Source organism: Neobacillus phoenicis, assembly GCF_047302305.1.
In the GTDB taxonomy this organism is placed as follows: Bacteria; Bacillota; Bacilli; order Bacillales; family Cytobacillaceae; genus Neobacillus.
This window is the reverse complement of the sequence record NZ_CP154847.1, coordinates 3,507,723-3,524,752: the sequence shown is the minus strand read 5'-3', so window position 1 is coordinate 3,524,752 and position 17,030 is coordinate 3,507,723. Positions and strand designations below refer to the sequence as shown.

17 protein-coding genes are annotated in these 17,030 nt (G+C 39.3%); 11 read left to right on the top strand and 6 right to left on the bottom strand.

What is annotated here, in order from left to right; genetic code table 11:
- Positions 1 to 56: 56 nt before the first annotated feature.
- Positions 57 to 1,973, bottom strand: coding sequence for a XylR N-terminal domain-containing protein (locus tag AA0X95_RS18230; RefSeq protein ID WP_413300310.1), 1,917 nt, complete (start codon positions 1,971 to 1,973; stop codon positions 57 to 59).
- A 240-nt stretch (positions 1,974 to 2,213) separates the two neighbouring features.
- Between AA0X95_RS18230 and AA0X95_RS18225 the strand changes: the two genes are divergently transcribed.
- Positions 2,214 to 2,732 carry a 2,4'-dihydroxyacetophenone dioxygenase family protein gene (locus tag AA0X95_RS18225; protein WP_413300308.1) on the top strand — a complete coding sequence of 173 codons (519 nt, stop codon included), beginning with the start codon at positions 2,214 to 2,216 and terminating at the stop codon, positions 2,730 to 2,732.
- Between the two features lie 46 nt (positions 2,733 to 2,778).
- Entirely contained in the window at positions 2,779 to 3,420 is a 642-nt protein-coding gene (locus AA0X95_RS18220; RefSeq protein WP_413300306.1) for a hypothetical protein, read from the top strand.
- Between the two features lie 59 nt (positions 3,421 to 3,479).
- Here AA0X95_RS18220 and AA0X95_RS18215 read toward each other — a convergent pair whose 3' ends face one another.
- The 3 genes from AA0X95_RS18215 to AA0X95_RS18205 form a co-directional block, all read right to left on the bottom strand.
- Complete coding sequence (locus tag AA0X95_RS18215; protein WP_413300304.1) at positions 3,480 to 3,737, bottom strand: hypothetical protein; 258 nt, start codon at positions 3,735 to 3,737, stop codon at positions 3,480 to 3,482.
- A 279-nt stretch (positions 3,738 to 4,016) separates the two neighbouring features.
- Positions 4,017 to 4,952, bottom strand: a complete 936-nt coding sequence (locus AA0X95_RS18210; protein ID WP_413300302.1) for an amidohydrolase family protein — start codon at positions 4,950 to 4,952, stop codon at positions 4,017 to 4,019.
- Positions 4,953 to 4,984: 32 nt separating this feature from the next.
- Positions 4,985 to 5,761 (bottom strand): IclR family transcriptional regulator, encoded by a 777-nt coding sequence (locus AA0X95_RS18205; RefSeq protein ID WP_413300300.1) that lies wholly within the window; start codon positions 5,759 to 5,761, stop codon positions 4,985 to 4,987.
- Positions 5,762 to 6,005: 244 nt separating this feature from the next.
- Here AA0X95_RS18205 and AA0X95_RS18200 point away from each other — a divergent pair, with 244 nt between their 5' ends.
- From AA0X95_RS18200 to AA0X95_RS18170, 7 genes are all read left to right on the top strand, one after another.
- Positions 6,006 to 7,469 carry an aldehyde dehydrogenase gene (locus tag AA0X95_RS18200; protein ID WP_413300298.1) on the top strand — a complete coding sequence of 488 codons (1,464 nt, stop codon included), beginning with the start codon at positions 6,006 to 6,008 and terminating at the stop codon, positions 7,467 to 7,469.
- A 79-nt stretch (positions 7,470 to 7,548) separates the two neighbouring features.
- Positions 7,549 to 8,262, top strand: coding sequence for a 2-keto-4-pentenoate hydratase (locus AA0X95_RS18195; protein WP_413310092.1), 714 nt, complete (start codon positions 7,549 to 7,551; stop codon positions 8,260 to 8,262).
- 82 nt (positions 8,263 to 8,344) lie between these two features.
- The gene (locus tag AA0X95_RS18190; RefSeq protein ID WP_413300296.1) at positions 8,345 to 9,229 is read left to right on the top strand and encodes an acetaldehyde dehydrogenase (acetylating); all 885 of its coding nucleotides are present in this window, start codon (positions 8,345 to 8,347) and stop codon (positions 9,227 to 9,229) included.
- Between the two features lie 19 nt (positions 9,230 to 9,248).
- On the top strand, positions 9,249 to 10,274 hold the full coding sequence (gene dmpG / locus AA0X95_RS18185; protein WP_413300294.1) for a 4-hydroxy-2-oxovalerate aldolase: 1,026 nt from the start codon (positions 9,249 to 9,251) through the stop codon (positions 10,272 to 10,274).
- Positions 10,275 to 10,287: 13 nt separating this feature from the next.
- Complete coding sequence (locus AA0X95_RS18180) at positions 10,288 to 11,076, top strand: 2-keto-4-pentenoate hydratase (RefSeq protein WP_413300292.1); 789 nt, start codon at positions 10,288 to 10,290, stop codon at positions 11,074 to 11,076.
- Positions 11,077 to 11,101: 25 nt separating this feature from the next.
- The gene (locus AA0X95_RS18175) at positions 11,102 to 11,290 is read left to right on the top strand and encodes a 4-oxalocrotonate tautomerase (protein WP_413300290.1); all 189 of its coding nucleotides are present in this window, start codon (positions 11,102 to 11,104) and stop codon (positions 11,288 to 11,290) included.
- Between the two features lie 304 nt (positions 11,291 to 11,594).
- Complete coding sequence (locus AA0X95_RS18170) at positions 11,595 to 12,443, top strand: extradiol ring-cleavage dioxygenase (RefSeq protein WP_413300288.1); 849 nt, start codon at positions 11,595 to 11,597, stop codon at positions 12,441 to 12,443.
- A gap of 29 nt (positions 12,444 to 12,472) precedes the next feature.
- Here the strand turns inward: AA0X95_RS18170 and AA0X95_RS18165 are convergent, their stop codons facing one another.
- Both AA0X95_RS18165 and AA0X95_RS18160 read right to left on the bottom strand, forming a co-directional pair.
- The gene (locus AA0X95_RS18165) at positions 12,473 to 13,276 is read right to left on the bottom strand and encodes an IclR family transcriptional regulator (protein ID WP_413300287.1); all 804 of its coding nucleotides are present in this window, start codon (positions 13,274 to 13,276) and stop codon (positions 12,473 to 12,475) included.
- 308 nt (positions 13,277 to 13,584) lie between these two features.
- Complete coding sequence (locus AA0X95_RS18160; protein ID WP_413300285.1) at positions 13,585 to 14,349, bottom strand: IclR family transcriptional regulator; 765 nt, start codon at positions 14,347 to 14,349, stop codon at positions 13,585 to 13,587.
- Positions 14,350 to 14,478: 129 nt separating this feature from the next.
- Here AA0X95_RS18160 and pobA point away from each other — a divergent pair, with 129 nt between their 5' ends.
- Both pobA and AA0X95_RS18150 read left to right on the top strand, forming a co-directional pair.
- A complete protein-coding gene (gene pobA, locus AA0X95_RS18155; protein WP_413300283.1) occupies positions 14,479 to 15,663 on the top strand; it encodes a 4-hydroxybenzoate 3-monooxygenase in 1,185 nt (394 codons plus the stop codon).
- A gap of 290 nt (positions 15,664 to 15,953) precedes the next feature.
- Positions 15,954 to 17,021 (top strand): TRAP transporter substrate-binding protein, encoded by a 1,068-nt coding sequence (locus tag AA0X95_RS18150; RefSeq protein ID WP_413300281.1) that lies wholly within the window; start codon positions 15,954 to 15,956, stop codon positions 17,019 to 17,021.
- Positions 17,022 to 17,030 lie beyond the last annotated feature (9 nt).

Below are 17,030 nucleotides of genomic sequence, written 5' to 3'. Positions count from 1 at the left end.
AATTTGGAGGAATATGTAAAAATTGCTCTATATGCAACAACAGAAAAATTTACACTTTATTTTATTATTACTAAGCCTAGGAATATTAAGATTTGTAAGGCGACTTGGGCATCAAAAAAATCCTTGGATAGTAGCAGATTTAGGCTAGTAATTTCTTCAATTCTTTTAATACGATATTTAATAGAGCCGGCAGAAAGCATCATATTTCTTGCTGTTTTAAGTACGTTTCCTTGATTTTCAAAATAGTAAAAAAGCGTCTTCAGAAGCTCTGAACTACTTTTTTGATCATAGATGACTAAAGGTTCTAAAATATCTAAGGCAAAGCTTTTCAATTCAGCCAGATTTTTATCATTACAGAGTCTGGCGATTAGACCTAATTCATCAAAAGCGACCACGTCAATTTTTTCTTGTTTAAATTGGGCAATTTCTATTGCTTTCCTGGCTTCTTCATATCCTCTTTTGTAGAGCTTAATATGCTTGCATTGCGAACTAATCCCTAGAATGATGCTCATTTGCTGATAGCTGTTACCAAGGTGCTTAACAAGTAAATTGCCAAATTCCTTAACAGATAAGTTAACTTTCTCAATGGTATCAGATGGAACGAGAGAAATGATTTGGTCTAATTTACTAGATACAAGGCAGCTTTGCCCAAAGCTTTTTATTTGCGAATAAATGCTCTCTGCCATTTGCTTTTTTATTTCAAGTAATTCTGTTTCTTCCAATTCATCATAAATTTCATGACGATGTCTTAAGTCAAATAAAAATAGATAGTGAGGTTGGTTTAAATCATGGCCAATAAATTTCATCCGATGGGTGAGGTCTTCAACATTGGGATTTCCACGGATTAATTCATCAAGAAATTCACCCTTAATTCTTTGCTCTGTTTCTAGTGCGGTTTTTTCATTTAACATTTGGATTGCACAGATAGTTGCTGTTCGTTCGAGAGCAATGTACTCAATTTCATCAAACTCAACATTCTCACGAATTAAGGATAGATAACCCAAGGGTTGATTATTAACCATAATCGGTGCCGTAAGTCGGTTATGGGCCCAGCCAAATTGTTCAGGTAAGGAGAGATGGCTCGTTCTTTTATGTTTATTTAAGTTATTTATAGGGATTTTTTGCAAACCGAATGGGTTGTCAATAAACCGTTTTATGTCATGGTTTTTATATTTGCCGAAGGATGCAAGTAATTGAAAATCCTGATCTTCAACTATAACTGACGTCTGAAAATGTTGGCCTAATATTGAAATGATGGAATGAAGGTCTTTCTTTTTTAATAACACATTGGAAATCTGTTCATTGATTTTTAACACCCGCTGTAACATTTCTTTTTGATTTTCGATTCTTTTATAGGCATCATTTAATTCTAATTCTAAATCCTCTTCTACGTAAAAATGTGTTTCACTCTGTATTTCTTTTCCCCAGTCCTCCAAAGGTTTTCCAATCCAATGACAACGTGCGTCACCTTTCCCTATACATTCAATTTCTTTAAAAATAACCTTTCGACCCAAGTGCTTACTAACATATCCACCTGCTTGGCCAATCAGTGTATAACAAACGGGCTCGTGGTGAAATCCAAAATGTTTAATATGCTGCTCTGCTTCATAGGAATGATACCAATACCCTTCGGCAAAATAATCCCCAGTCTTAGGGTCAAAATTTATTTCAGTAGCCTCGACATTTACATGACCGGTCATTGCATGGATTTTTGGTCCAATCGTAATCCAGTCTAATTCTGTTTCAAAGGGGAGGGCAGTCATCATGTTCTCCGCATTTTCAACTCCACAATTCCAGCCATAGCGTAACAAAAATCCTTTAGCCCGTTCTGTACCGAGGGCAGAAATAAGATCTCTCCTTAAAGTTCCCAATGAATCTGCCCCCATTAATATAATCCGTTGTTTATTCAGGAAGATTTCACTTGTTTCAGTATGAAAGGTAAGATGTTCATTTACATCTATTTTATTATTCATTGTTCTCCTCCTAATGTTTAGTTAAAGTAGTCAAAAAATGAGGGTATTATTTATCTGTTTTGACTATATAGAATAGCTAAAAAGTAGAAAAAAATTGGTCCACTCTGATAATTACTTTTTAAATTTGCTTGTATTATCATAAACATAAGCTTTAAACACTATTCTCATAGTATTAACTAATAAAAGCGCTTAAAAGGCAACTTGGTAATTTGTAAAAATATTAGAAATGGAGGTTTTCAAATGACAACTCAAAAACTAGAAAATTACATTGAAGTAGAAAGAAAGGTCGATCTCGCACGTGATAGATTTGCTAAAGAAGAAGGGTATATTAACGCCTCACAGACGACTTCTCCATTCATTCCATTCTTTCCTGGTGTTTCAATCCGTCATCTTAGTTTTGATGTGACAAACAATTCAGCAGTAAACATCCTTAAGGTAGAAAAGGGAGCATCCCTTGGACGCCACCGCCACCGCCACCGGGGCATTGTCACAGGATTTTGCTTAACAGGCAGTTGGAAATATGCTGAATACGATTGGGTTGCTAGACCGGGAGATTATATTCGGGAAGCACCTGGACGTGCCCATACATTAGTCTCAGAAGAGGGGATGGAAACCCTGTTTCATCTAAATGGATCACTTGAATTTCTAGATGAAGATGAAAGAATCATTGAGATTGTTGATGCGTTTTGGTTCATCGATCACTATGTCAGTTATTGTGAGAAGAACAATATTCCTATCAACAAAGATTTATTTTTGTAAGAGCTGTCATGGAGTCTAGGTTAAAAAACTATGGGAGGGTAAAACTATGAATAAATACGAACAACAAATCTATAACTGTATGAAACCTGTTGAGGATTTATTAGCGAAAACAACTAACCCCTTGCATGTAGCGATTCTAGAAAACTTCCGCCGGCATGTACATCTCGAAGGTTCCGGTCAGTTTGATAAAATCATTTCTTCAGATATGATGGTGGATGATCCAACATACCGTGTGACATGGGGAAGTAATCCTGCTGTCATTGAAGGAAAAGAAAATGTTGTAGGTTTTTATAATATTGCTGCCCAATCCGTCCTTTGGCATTCCGATGATTACCTTGCCGTAGCAGATTGGGGAATTGCAGATGAGCTTACTTTCCACCAATTAATTAAAGGACAAGGATTAATCGATTTAGGCTTTGAAGTGGATGACCCAGAAGCTGTCTATCATTATTCAAGCCGCCAGGTGTTCTTATGGCCGTATGATGAAAAAGCTAGACTAAAAGGTGAAAATCTTTATGAAGATAAAAGTACCGTGAAAATAGTAAAAGCAGATCCTGAAGATGTCATTCCTCCAGAACGTGTGGCTGAAATTCATCGTGAATGCTTAGAAAAACTAGAGGCTTCGAAGCCAGATAAATACTGGACCTTGGAAGTAGTGAATAAACAATTAGAAGGTGCAGCTGTATAAAATAGATTAATAGAAGAGAGGCTGACTCAAAATAATGGGTCAGCCTCTTATCATGTTACCTAGGCTTTGATTGTTAAATCAGCCTGTGATTGCAAGCGGATAGGTGCGGTTTCTTTTAATCCAAAGGTAACCAACCCACTTATTAACGCACCGGCAAAAGCGATCCAGAGTGGAGCTTCTAGTCCCCCAATATCTGCCGCAAACCCTGCTAAGGATGGAGCAATGGCTCCTCCAAAAATTTCACCAGCTAATTGTGTGACCGAAATGTCGCTGGCAACTAAATGGAATGGTAAGGATTCTCCTGGAATAATAGCCATGAATAATGGGAAGCACCCCTGGCCAACCGAAGTAATGAAACCTAATAGCATCATAACAGGATGTGGATCCGATTAAGCCTAAAGAGCTCTGCATAAAACCGGAATTAAAGCCTCTTCTCTTTGGAGTAGATTCATCCTTTAGCACAAAGTCGTATACTAGAATATTTAGAATTATATTAATCAAATTTAGGGCTGTATATTAGAAAATCGCTATATTATGAAACGAATGGAAAAAAGTTTTAAAAAAGAAAAGGCTATCTCAAGCCCTTTTCAAAAATCTCAACCCAATAATGAACGGATGGCAGTATCATGTTTTCCAGTTGGCGGCCAAACACAAAGATCAAAAGGATAATCTGAACCTGGCACTACTCGGTCTTCCCCAACTGTCCTAATCAAGAAATCTAGGCTTTCTTGGTTCCATAGAACCGAATCATACCAAAAACGTCTCATATACTCAGATGGTTTCGCTTTCAATTTGGAAGATACCAGTTCCCACTGATCATAGCCTTTATCTAGTCTACCAATTTGATAGGGGAGGAATCCGCCCCCATGGGCAAATAAGATTTTTACATCCGGAAATTGATCGACTATACCGCTTAATAAAAGATCGGTTGCACAAACAGTGGTTTCCCAAGGCACGCCAATTAAATTAGGCATCATTCTTCGTTTTAACCGCGGGTCTTCACATAATAATGGATGAATAAAAACAATAGCTTTTAGCCGATTGGCTTCCTCAAAAAAAGGAGTGAAAAATGCATCTGATAACATCTGGTGGGCTAGACCCGGGCCGATAATAACTCCTTTTAGGCCCATATTCATCGCCTCTTGTAAAACTTGTGCTGCCTTTTCTGGATTGGTAAGTGGAACAGTGCCTAGTGCTGATAGATTCTTAGGTGAGGTTTTTGTCCAATTCGCTAAAGACGTATTGTATACAGTGGAAATATCGATTGTAATTTCTTCAGGAAAATCATACATAAATAATTGTGGAATCGGTGAAACAAGGGAATGGGTGACACCCGCTTTTACTTGTTCATCTATATAAAGATTGCCATCTGTAAAGGCCGTCTTCAATTCAAATCCCCATTTTTCGTTAACTACTAAAAATTCATCCTTGTTTTCTTCTTTTTTGATCCATTTAGCATTGACGACCTTTTGATGATCCTTCAACCAAGTTAACACGTCTTGTGGTATAAAATGAGTATGAAAATCGTACAAAAATAAACAGCCCCTTTTCCTATATTAATAGTTTATCCTCGGTATCCCATCCGTTCGGAAACTTCTCTCGCCGCACTCATTACCTTTTTCGCGAATCCAGGAATTTTCTGCTGCATGATTCGCTGCTTAGGTCCCACAACAGATAATGCAGCAATGGCATTTCCTCTGTAATCAAAAATAGGTGCCGCAATCGTTGTAACTCCTTCGGAAAATTCTTCGTAACTAGAGGCATACCCATTCACTTTAATTTCTTTTAAATGTGCACGTAATTTTTCAGGATTTGTAATGGTGCTTTTAGTAAACCGTTTTAATCCTTTAGCAATAACCGCATCTACTGTTTGTTCATCTGAAAAGGCAAGCAATATTTTTCCAGAGCTAGTGCAGTAGGCGGGATTTCTTCTCCCGACATGAGTTAAAAAGCGAACGGGATGATTGCATTCGACTTTTTGCAGGTAGATGACTTCTAAATTATCTAAAACAGAAATGTGAGCGGTTTCACCGATGTTCTCAACAAGCTTATTGAGAATGGGTTGTGATTCCCGGTATACATCAATATTGCTATTAACAATCCCGCTTAATGAAAGAATGGATAGACCTAAGCGATATTTCTTTGAATCCGGATCCTTGTAGACAAACCCTTCACTTGCAAGGGTTGACATGGTTCTGCTGACAGTACTTTTATTGAGATCAAGTGATTCTGAGATTTCACTTATTTTTTTCTCTGGGCTGTCCATGGTAAAAGACTTTAAGATTCTTAAAGCGTTTTTAACTGATGAAAGGTGATGATCCTCCTGATTTTTAAGTTCCAAATGTATTCCTCCTTTTCAAATGTTTCATTATGATAAACCGTGTTGCTCTATAGTGGGCAATATATCAGAATTTTTGCGAATTGGAAAGTGAAAATTAAAAATATTTAAGAAAAAATGTTGTGTAGATTGAAAAAATATTTTGTTTGTTGCGTATAGAGAAACTAACACGTTGTATGTGAAATTAGTAAGCGTTAACATACTATTAAGAATTTACAAAAAATACAGGACACTAGGAGGAATACAGATGCAAGTAGAAACAAGGGTAAGAGCAATTAATTGTTTACATTTCATTAACGGACAGTTTGTCGAGTCTCAAAACAAAAAAACATTTGATAATATCAATCCTGCGACTGAAGAAGTCTTAGGCACAGTTGCCGAGGGTGGAAAAGAAGAGGTTGACTTCGCTGTTAGAGCAGCTAGAAGAGCTTTAAATGGGAAATGGAAAAATACGAGCCTAGTAGAGCGTTCAAAAATTCTCCGCCGGATTGGTGATTTGATTTTAGAAAGACAAGAAGAATTAGCGCATTTAGAATCATTGGATACTGGAAAGCCTTTTTCCTTATCAAATAGTGTAGATGTTCCGCGTGCTGCATTTAACTTCCACTTTTTTGCGGATTACATTACTTCAGTTAGCACCGATGCCAATATGCAGGATGACATTGCCCTGCATTATACTTACCGTCGCCCTGTTGGGGTAGTGGGAATCATTAAACCTTGGAATCTTCCATTATTATTATTGACTTGGAAGCTGGCACCATGCTTAGCAATGGGGAATACAGCCGTGATTAAACCGGCTGAATGGACACCGATGACTGCAACAGTATTAATGGAAATTTGTAAAGAAGCAGGCGTGCCGGATGGGGTAGTTAACCTTGTTCACGGCTTTGGTCCGAATTCGGCAGGTGCTGCCATTTCTGAACACCCAGATGTGGATGCCATTTCATTTATCGGAGAACCAAGAACGGGAACAGCAATTATGAAATCTGCTGCAGATTCCCTGAAAAAGTTATCATTTGAATTAGGTGGAAAAAATCCAAACATTATTTTTGCAGATGCTGATTTAGATGAAGTCATTGAAACAACAATTAAATCTAGTTTTGTGAACCAAGGAGAAGTGTGCTTGTGTGGTTCTAGAATCTATGTAGAGCGACCAGTTTACGAAGAGTTTATAGAAAGGTTTACTGCAAGAGTGAAAACATTGAAGGTTGGACATCCGTTAAAAGCAGATACCAATGTGGGAGCCCTTGTCAGCAAAGAACATTATGAGCGTGTAAATAGTTATGTTGAAATTGCACGAAATGATGGTGCGAACATTCTAACAGGAGGTAAGCGTCCAGAAGGATATGAAAAAGGATACTATTTAGAGCCAACGGTTATTACTGGATTGGATCGGAATTCCCGCTGTGTACGTGAGGAAATCTTCGGACCTGTAGTGACTGTTATGCCTTTCGACATGGAAGAAGAAGTAATCATGCAGGCAAATGATACTCATTATGGTTTGAGTGCTACGATTTGGACCAATGATCTGAAACGTGCCCACCGGGTTTCACACCAAATCGAAGCTGGGATTATTTGGGTAAACACTTGGTTCTTACGTGATTTGAGGACACCATTTGGTGGTATGAAGCATAGCGGAATCGGCAGAACAGGCGGTATGCATAGTATTGATTTCTATTCTGAGCTTTCAAATATCACCATCAAACTATAAGAAGGGAGTCAGGCCGGTGACGATTAAGATAAAGCAATTTGCAGAAAAATTGGCTGAAGCAGAAACCACACGAGTGGGGATGGAACCTTTAACAACAGTTGATGCAGAGCTGACTGTGAAAGAGGCTTATTATATTCAACTTGAAAATATTCAGAAAAAAGTAGAGCAGGGACAAAAAATCGTAGGAAAGAAAATCGGTTTAACTTCCTTGGCCATGCAGAATCTCCTTGGAGTAGATGAACCGGATTATGGCCACTTATTGGATCGAATGGTCGTTGAAAACGGTGGGCATATCTCAATCGAGCAAGTACTGCAGCCGAAAGTGGAAGCTGAGATTGCTTTTATTTTAAAAAGTGATTTGAAAGGGCCGAATGTCACAGCACTTGATGTCTTGCAAGCAACTGAATATGTTGTTCCAGCCCTTGAAATTGTTGATAGCAGAGTAAGAGATTGGAAGATTAAACTACCGGACACCATTGCGGATAATGCATCTTCTGGTTTTTATGTCCTTGGGGGTAAGCCAACACGGATTGAAGAGATAGACCTCGAATTAATCGGCATGGTCTTAACCAAAAACGGTGAGCTAGTGAACACAGGCGTGGGTGCAGCTGCGTTAGGAAATCCGGCAACATGTGTGGCTTGGTTAGCCAATAAACTAGCAGAATTTGATATTCCCCTACGTGCAGGAGAAGTCATTCTCTCAGGGGCACTGTCTGCAGCTGAAGCAGCTCGCGCTGGTGATTCATTCACAGCCAGATTTGCCCATATTGGACAGGTAAGTGTTCACTTTTAAATCGAATAAGCGCTCTAATTCATAGGGCGCTTAATTGATAATAGATCTATTAAAATATGAAAAAGAAAAGAAGGGGAGCAAAATGAGTAAAGTAAAAGTAGCTGTACTTGGTTCAGGAAACATTGGAACAGACTTAATGTTAAAGCTCCGTAGATCAGAAATCCTTGAATTAACTACAGTAATTGGTATTGACCCTGAATCAGATGGCTTAAAAAGAGCAAGAGAACTGGGATATGTAACCATTGATACTGGACTAAAGGGCTTTTTAGAAAGACCCGATCTAGCAGATATCGTATTCGATGCAACCAGTGCAAAAGCACATATTAGACATGCGAAAATGTTAAAAGAAGCAGGGAAGCAGGTGCTGGATTTGACTCCTGCAGCGGTGGGTCCATTTGTAGTACCATCAGTTAATATAGGAGAGCACGTCGATGCGCACAATATCAACCTTATCACCTGTGGTGGTCAGGCAACCATTCCAATGGTTCATGCTATCAATCGTATACATCCCGTAGAATATGCTGAGATCGTGGCAACGATATCAAGTAAGAGTGCGGGACCTGGTACAAGAGCAAATATCGATGAATTTACGCAAACAACGGCCAGGGGTATTGAAAAAGTTGGTGGTGCAAAAAAAGGGAAAGCCATCATTATTTTAAATCCTGCGGAACCGCCGATTATTATGAGGGATACTGTTCATGTTCTCGTGGAAGGTGACACGGTAAAGGAAGAAGAAATTACAGCTTCCGTAAGAGAAATGGAAAAACAAGTCCAATCTTATGTGCCTGGTTACAGGGTAAGACAGGAACCTATTTTTGATGGAAATAGAGTGACTGTTTTTATTGAGGTAGAGGGCGCCGGTGATTACCTGCCAAAGTATTCTGGAAACTTAGATATCATGACAGCTGCTTCCGTAAAAGTGGCTGAGGAATGGGCGAAACATAAAATCTCCAAGGTTACTGTTTAAAGAGAGGAGCGGATTAAAGATGAGTTCTGAAAGAGATGTATTAATAACTGAAGTCGCCTTACGTGATGGCAGCCATGCAGTACGTCACCAATATACCGTCGATCAAGTCACAAGAGTGGCTAAAGCGTTGGATGAAGCAAACGTTCCCTATATAGAAGTATCACATGGAGATGGACTAGGAGGCTCCTCCCTTCAATATGGTCTTTCTAGAACAAATGAGATGGAGTTAATCGAGGCCGCTGCATCGGTTGTCAAAAATGCCAAAATTGCCGTCCTTCTTTTACCGGGAATCGGGACGATGCCTGAATTAAAGCAAGCCGCCCAATTAGGAGCGAAGATGGCGAGGATTGCTACACATGTCACTGAAGCAGATGTGTCACCACAACATATTGCTTTGGCGAAGGATCTTGGACTCGAAACGGTCGGATTTTTAATGATGTCCCATATGGCACCTACTGCTAAATTAGTTGAACAGGCAAAATTAATGGAAAGCTATGGAGCAGATACGGTGTATGTCGTGGATTCTGCAGGTGCCCTCCTTCCTCATCAGGTAAAAGAAAGAGTTCGTGCGCTTAAGGATAGTCTGACAGTAAATGTTGGCTTCCATGCTCATAACAACCTTTCGTTAGCGATGGCCAATTCTCTTGCTGCTATTGAAGAAGGGGCAACAAGAATTGATGGCAGTATTCGCTGCCTAGGGGCGGGCGCCGGTAATACACAAACGGAAGTCTTAGTTTCCGTTCTTGATAAATTAGGGGTCAAAACAGGTATTGATGTATTCAAAATGATGGATATTGCAGAAGAAATCGTCGCACCGATTTTAGAAAAACCACAGGAAATTACAAGAGATAGTCTTGTTCTTGGATATGCAGGAGTATATTCCAGCTTCTTATTGTTTGCACAAAGAGCCGCCCAAAAGTTTGGCATTGATTCACGAGATATTTTAATTGAACTAGGGAAAAGAAACGTGGTAGGCGGCCAAGAAGATATGATTGTCGATGTCGCAGCGGAACTAGCAAAGCAAAAGCTTCGAGTTCGTGTGTAAAGGAGGAATTACGATGAGTGATCAAGAATACAAAGATATAGCAAACTACCTAGTCGCAGCAGAGGTTGAAAAACGTGAGGTTGTAAAAGTAACGGCGAACATTAAGCCTGATTTATCAGTGGAAGAGGCGTATCTCGTTCAAGAAGAACTTGTAAACCTGAAATTGGATGAAGGAAGACGGATTGTGGGACCGAAAATGGGCTTAACCAGCCATGCAAAAATGAAGCAAATGGGCATTGCAGAACCGATTTATGGATATGTGTTTGATTATATGCTCATTGAAAATGGCGGTCAGGTTCCCTTACATGAATTAATCCACCCAAAAGTAGAAGCAGAAATTGCTTTTGTGATTGGTGAAGATATAGAGGGGCCTGCTGTGACAGGGGCACAGGTCTTAGCAAAAACTAAATACGTTCTCCCTGCACTTGAGATCATTGATAGCCGCTATGAGAACTTTAATTTTACCCTTCCGGATGTTATTGCTGATAATGCCTCCACTTCGAGAGTCGTTTTCGGAACCACTCTTAAGTCACCACAACAATTTGAACTGGATTTAGTAGGGGCAACCCTTACTATTAACGGAGAAATCAAGGAATTAGGAGCAGGGGCCGCCGTTCTTGGTCATCCAGCCCACTCTGTAGCCATGTTGGCAAACATGCTGGCGAGAAAAGGTGAGAAGGTCAAAAAAGGTGATGTAATCCTAACTGGCGGCATTACTAGTGCCGTTATGCTGAAATACGGTGATGTGGTCAGCGGAAAGTTTGATGGGCTTGGCGAAGTGACCTTCACTGTAACAGATTAATTTTAGGAATAGAGGGTGAAGAGAGATGCCAATCATTAATGTGCAAATGATGGAAGGAAGGCCGCCGGAGAAGGTGGCAGAAGTCATTCAAAATATAACGAATACCGTTTCAGAAACGTTAAATGCACCAAAGGAAAATATTCGAGTGATTGTAACAGAAATACCAAAAACCCATTGGGGAATTGCAGGAACTCCAGTATCGGAGAGAAAATAACAAACGATAGGGGCATAGCAGCAAATCTTAGCTATGCCCAATCGTTGGGATATAACATTTACTTTTTCAATCTTGTGAGCGTTTGCTGTGAAAAAGGCTGTGTTAAAGAACGATGTGGATTTTATACCCTGTTGATTGGAGCGGAAGGCGCGAAGACTCCTGTGGGAGTATGGTTCAGGGGAGACCCCGCAGGCGCAAGCGCCGAGGAGGCTCGCCGAAACACCCACGGAAAGCGAAGCGCCTGGAGCGGAAATCAACAACAAGTTTAACAGAGCCAAAAAATAAATAGTATTAGGAGGGTGTTATGACAATTGAGTTTAGTATGTTAGCTCCACATGTCCCTAGCCTTTGTCATGAGGAACATGTGCCGGAATTTCAGCAGGATATGGCATCAAGTATGAAGCAAGTCGCTAAACTAATAAAGGCAATCAACACGGATGTGATTGTGTTAGTATCTTGCCACTGGCCATCTACTTTTTTTCATTATGCAGACTGTACGCCTGTTCATAAAGGGATTTTAACAGCTTTTGAAGCACCGGATTTAATAAAAGATGTACCCTATTACTATCCAGGTGACCAAGAATTAGCGGATCAATTAGTCAAGGCAGGACAAGACGCTGGACTTCAAGTCCGTGGTGTGAACGATCCCTATTATCTATGGGATTACGGGAGTGTTGTTCCGATGCGGTACTTAAATCCGGATGAAGATATCCCTGTCATTAATCTATCTGTAACCTTGGCAGCAAGCTTAGAAGAAACGTATAAATGGGGGCAGCAAATCGCTAAGGTCTTACGTGAAACAGATAAAAAGGTTGTTTTTGTTTCAAGTGGTGCTTTGTCCCATAACTTGGTCCGTGGACGACATAATAAACCTACTGTGACTGAGCATGCGATGGACAAACAATTTATTGAATATATTATGAAAAAGGACTATCAAGCTGCTTATGATATGCTGCCGCAGTATGCTGGATTTGCTCAAGTGGAAGCTGGCGGCCGCCACTTAGCCATGCTTTTAAGCATCATTGAAGAAAGCTGTGATCCAAAATACTATGCAGATGGTCAGTCATCTGGCAGCTGGAATGCGCTAATTACCTTTGGAGAAAATAAAATTACTAACGTAGAAGTGAATGCAGAGAGTGAATATGTTAAATAAAAAAGAAGGCTGAGGATAGTACATGGTAACTACCTCTGGCCTTCTTTTTTATGCTTTATATTCTTGATTAATAGTTGTTCACTAATCTTTTCCCCTGCGTTTTTTACTAACTTAGCTAGTGCAGGAAGTTTATGAGGGTTGATACGTGTGGAGGGTCCAGCAATACTTACCGATGCAATCACGTCTCCCGATTGATTTTTAATAGGAGCAGCAATAGAAGAAACACCTTTATGTAATTCTTCTATACTATAGGCAAATCCTTGTAAGCGTATGTCCGCAAGAACGGATTTTAGTCTTTCAGGACTCGTAATCGTGTTAGGAGTATACGCATCTAATCCAATATCAATGACATTTTCAATGAAGTCATTCGATTGATAGGCAAGAATCACCTGGCCGGAACTTGTACAGTAAATGGGGTTTTGTTTCCCTATATGAGATTGGAGATACACATGGTGTTTGCAGTCCATTTTTTGAAGATACATCACATGATACTCCTTTACAATAGAAAGATGGACTGTCTCCCCCGTTGCCTGAACTAGCTGTTCTTGAATAGTACGGGAGACTTGGCATAGTTCGTATTGTGATAGAATCGTGTTTCCCATCGCTAGAATGGAGGTTCCAAGACGAAAGTTTTTTGTTAATGAATCTTTTTTGAGTAATCCATCATCCAATAGGGTAGAGGTTAAGCGGTGGGCAGTACTAATGCCAACATTTAATTTCACGGCAATTTGGCTAAGGGTCATCTCGGGTTCCTCATGTGAAAAAAGGTTTAAGAGTTTTAGTGCGTTTCTTAACGAAGAAATCGATTCTTTATTTGTTGGTGGTTTTTGCATAAGAGTCTCCTAGTTTTGTCATTTGGCTCTGTTACAAACAAATGTTGATTTCACAAAGTTTTAAAAAATAAACGGAAAAATTCCGACTAAATTGGGAACTACCCTTATTTCCTTAAAAATAAGGGTAGTTTTTCCGTTTATAGGATCCAAATCATTGGATTTTGTCTTATTTTAGAGCAGTTAACCGGAATATCTCCGCTTATTTCTGCTTATTAATCTGTCTCTAATTACAATAACCGGAAATTCTCCGCTTATTAATTCTCATACCTACAACGAAATCACCTATGAAAAATAACACAGACACTCATTTAATATCCTAATTTGGATGAAATCTCATTGCCTGTTTTTACGACCTCAACGATAAATAGGGATATTTTTTCCTTATCAATTCGTTGTTTAGGTCCAACCACACTTACGGCAGCAACCACTTCCCCTGTGTAATCCTTAATGGGAGCCGCAATACTAACCACATCCTCGTGCATTTCATCAATACAAAGGGCAAATCCGTTTTGTTTCACCAAGGTTAATTGTTTTAATAGAATTTCTGGATCTGTAATACTATTGGGACCTAGTTTAATAAGACCAGATTCTAGCACTTGTTTAATCCTTTCAGCTGGTTCGTAAGCAAGTAAGACTTTGCCAGAGCTTGTACAGCTAGCTGGATTGTTTTTTCCCACATGTGATAACAATCGTACGGGATGTTTGCATTCCTCTTTAAGAATGTAAACCACATTTGACTCCTCTAGGATCGCAATATGAGCCGATTCTCCTAATTTTTGAACTAACATTTTTAAGGAATCAATGGCTTCGCGGTGAATCTCCATATTAGAAGTAATTACACCACTTAAACCGAGCAGGGAAAGGCCTAATTGATATTTAGATTTTTCCTTTTCCAGATATCCTTCCACTACTAAATCGGATACTAATCTCGATACCGTACTCTTCGGAAGATGAAGAGAGTTGGCGATTTCCGTTAAACCCCAAATGGGCTGTTCCTTCGAAAATAACTTCAAAATTGAGATACCATTTTGAACTGATGTCAGAATGGTTTTATTATTTTTGGAAGTACCCAATTCATCACCTCAAAAAAGTTTATTTTGTTCCGTATAGAAGAAACTACGACTTTTATTCAGAATATTCATATTATACCATATTTTAAGAAAGCGTTACCAAATAGAAAGTAGATTAGAAGGGATGATCGTATGCAGACTCAAGTCGGTATAATTGGAGCAGGTCCAGCAGGGCTCCTGCTTTCTCATTTATTACATTTACAAGGAATCGAGTCTATTATTTTTGAATCTCGATCGCGTGAGGAAATCGAGGGGACCATTCGGGCAGGGGTTTTGGAACAGGGGACCGTTGATTTATTAAATGCCACTGGTGTCGGGGAACGAATGATGAAGGAAGGTCATGTTCACCATGGTATTGAGTTACAATTCAATGGAAAAAGACATCGAATCAATATGGGTGAGCTTACTGGTGGAAAAAATATTACTGTCTATGCACAACATGAGGTCATAAAAGATTTAGTTGCTGCGCGCCTCCAAGCAGGTGCAAAGATTTATTTTAATGTTTCTGATGTTAGCTTACACGACCTGGATTCGACTACTCCTAAAATCCATTTTCGGCAAGAAAAGGAAGGCGAGCTTTTAGAATTAACTTGTGACTTTATTGCTGGCTGTGATGGGTTTCACGGCCCGAGCCGCAAAGCAATCCCAAAGGAAGTAAGAATCGAAAAACAGAAGATCTATCCTTTTGGCTGGCTCGGAATCCTGGCTAAAACCCCACCGGTCAATCCAGAATTAATTTATACCAACCATGAACGAGGATTTGCATTACTCAGCACGCGTTCACCAGAAGTACAACGTCATTATATTCAAGTAGACCCAAGTGATCATATCGACAACTGGTCAGATGATCGGATTTGGACAGAGCTCCATGCAAGGGTGGATATGGCCGATGGCTGGACTGTAAAAGATGGGCCAATTATTCAGAAAAATATCGTTTCTATGCGAAGTTTTGTATGTGAAACCATGCAGTATGGGAGGTTGTTTCTAGCTGGGGATGCAGCCCATATTGTGCCCCCAACTGGCGCAAAAGGCCTGAATTTAGCGGCAGCAGATATTCAAGTTTTAGCACGTGGTATTTCTGAATACTATCAATCTAGTAACGAAAATTTACTTGAAAGGTATTCGGAAATTTGTTTGCGACGCGTGTGGAAGGCACAACGTTTTTCATACTGGATGACTACCATGCTGCATCGGAACTTTGAGCATAGTCCATTTGATGCTGGCATACAATTGGCTGAACTGGATTATGTAACCTCATCAAATGCAGCCTCAAAAAGCCTGGCAGAAAACTACGTTGGCTTACCATTGGAGTGGTAAAAAATTTTAAAAATACTACCTTTTCTTCAAGTACAAGTAGGTGTACTTAGAAGGAGAGGTAGTATTTTTATTATTAATGGAATAATTTTTTTGGGAAAAAAGTGAAAAAAATTAATCTTTGTTGCACATAGAGAAACAAGGATGTTGTGAGTGAAAATTATTAAGGCTAACATATAAGTAAGAAAATAATAAATATTTAGAATTTATATAAGGAGGTTGAGAATTACTAGGTTAATATATTTTTATAAGTAAATGAAAGCGTTTTACAAAAAATATTTGGGGGTATAAGGATGCTTAGAAAAGGTGCAAAAATTTCATTTTTATGTTTGACGATGTTAATGTTACTTGTATTTTCAGCCTGTTCAAAAAGTTCAAGTGGTTCCAGTGCATCAGGGAAATCAGATGGAAAGAAGCTGGAATTTAAATTAGGACATATGAATTCTCCTGACCATGTTCAAGGCACAATGGCCATGATTCCTTTCAGTGAAGAAGTAGCAAAAATTACGGATGGGCGTGTGAACTTTAAGGTTTACCCTGGCGGTGCATTAGGTGGACCAAAAGATACATTAGACAATATTGTAACAGGGATCATGGATGCTGGATGGGGCCTTCATGGGTATAATGCAGGGAAGTTTCCTGTGCATTCTGTACTTCAATTACCTTTCCTTGCTGATGGCACAGGAGAAGAGTTAAGTATTGTGGCACAAAAATTGTATGATGAATTTCCAGAGATTCAAAAAGAGTACAGTGATGTCAAACTATTATGGGTACATGCTGCTGACCCGTACGCCATTATTACTAAGGGAAAGGCGGTAAGAAGCTTTGAGGATGTAAAAGGACTTAAGCTACGTACACCTTCCGTTGAAGCAGGTGAAATGATTAAATCTTGGGGGGCTACACCAGTTTCCTTACCAGCACCGGAAATCTATGATGCATTACAAAAAGGCGTTATTGATGGTGGTGTACTTCCAGTAGCGGCTATTAAAGACTTCAATCTCACCGATATCGTTGACTATGTTACTCTTGGAAACTTTAATACTAGTATTTTCTATGTCCTTATGAATAAAAATAGCTGGAATAAAATCTCGCCAGAAGACCAAAAGAAAATTGAAAAAGAATTAATTGGTCTACCAATGGCAACGAAAGCTGGTAAGGCATTTGATTATCAAAAAGAGCAAGCGGAAAAAGGTGCCAAGGCTGCAGGTGTAGAATTTATTACTTTACCAGATAATGATCTTCAAAAATTTAAAGATAAATCCAAAGTAGTTAAAGAAAAGTGGCTTTCTGACATGAAAGCAAAGGGGATCGACGGTCAAAAGATTTATGACGAAACCGTTAAGTTAATCCAAAAGAAATAGAATTCCACG

Excerpts from the sequence above, each read along its gene's own strand:
- AA0X95_RS18230 (WP_413300310.1), bottom strand. The coding sequence starts at position 1,973 with ATGAATAATAAAATAGATGTAAATGAACATCTTACCTTTCATACTGAA.
- AA0X95_RS18225 (WP_413300308.1), top strand. The coding sequence starts at position 2,214 with ATGACAACTCAAAAACTAGAAAATTACATTGAAGTAGAAAGAAAGGTC.
- AA0X95_RS18220 (WP_413300306.1), top strand. The coding sequence starts at position 2,779 with ATGAATAAATACGAACAACAAATCTATAACTGTATGAAACCTGTTGAG.
- AA0X95_RS18215 (WP_413300304.1), bottom strand. The coding sequence starts at position 3,737 with ATGGCTATTATTCCAGGAGAATCCTTACCATTCCATTTAGTTGCCAGC.
- AA0X95_RS18200 (WP_413300298.1), top strand. The coding sequence starts at position 6,006 with ATGCAAGTAGAAACAAGGGTAAGAGCAATTAATTGTTTACATTTCATT.
- AA0X95_RS18195 (WP_413310092.1), top strand. The coding sequence starts at position 7,549 with ATGGAACCTTTAACAACAGTTGATGCAGAGCTGACTGTGAAAGAGGCT.
- AA0X95_RS18190 (WP_413300296.1), top strand. The coding sequence starts at position 8,345 with ATGAGTAAAGTAAAAGTAGCTGTACTTGGTTCAGGAAACATTGGAACA.
- dmpG (WP_413300294.1), top strand. The coding sequence starts at position 9,249 with ATGAGTTCTGAAAGAGATGTATTAATAACTGAAGTCGCCTTACGTGAT.
- AA0X95_RS18180 (WP_413300292.1), top strand. The coding sequence starts at position 10,288 with ATGAGTGATCAAGAATACAAAGATATAGCAAACTACCTAGTCGCAGCA.
- AA0X95_RS18175 (WP_413300290.1), top strand. The coding sequence starts at position 11,102 with ATGCCAATCATTAATGTGCAAATGATGGAAGGAAGGCCGCCGGAGAAG.
- AA0X95_RS18170 (WP_413300288.1), top strand. The coding sequence starts at position 11,595 with ATGACAATTGAGTTTAGTATGTTAGCTCCACATGTCCCTAGCCTTTGT.
- AA0X95_RS18165 (WP_413300287.1), bottom strand. The coding sequence starts at position 13,276 with ATGCAAAAACCACCAACAAATAAAGAATCGATTTCTTCGTTAAGAAAC.
- pobA (WP_413300283.1), top strand. The coding sequence starts at position 14,479 with ATGCAGACTCAAGTCGGTATAATTGGAGCAGGTCCAGCAGGGCTCCTG.
- AA0X95_RS18150 (WP_413300281.1), top strand. The coding sequence starts at position 15,954 with ATGCTTAGAAAAGGTGCAAAAATTTCATTTTTATGTTTGACGATGTTA.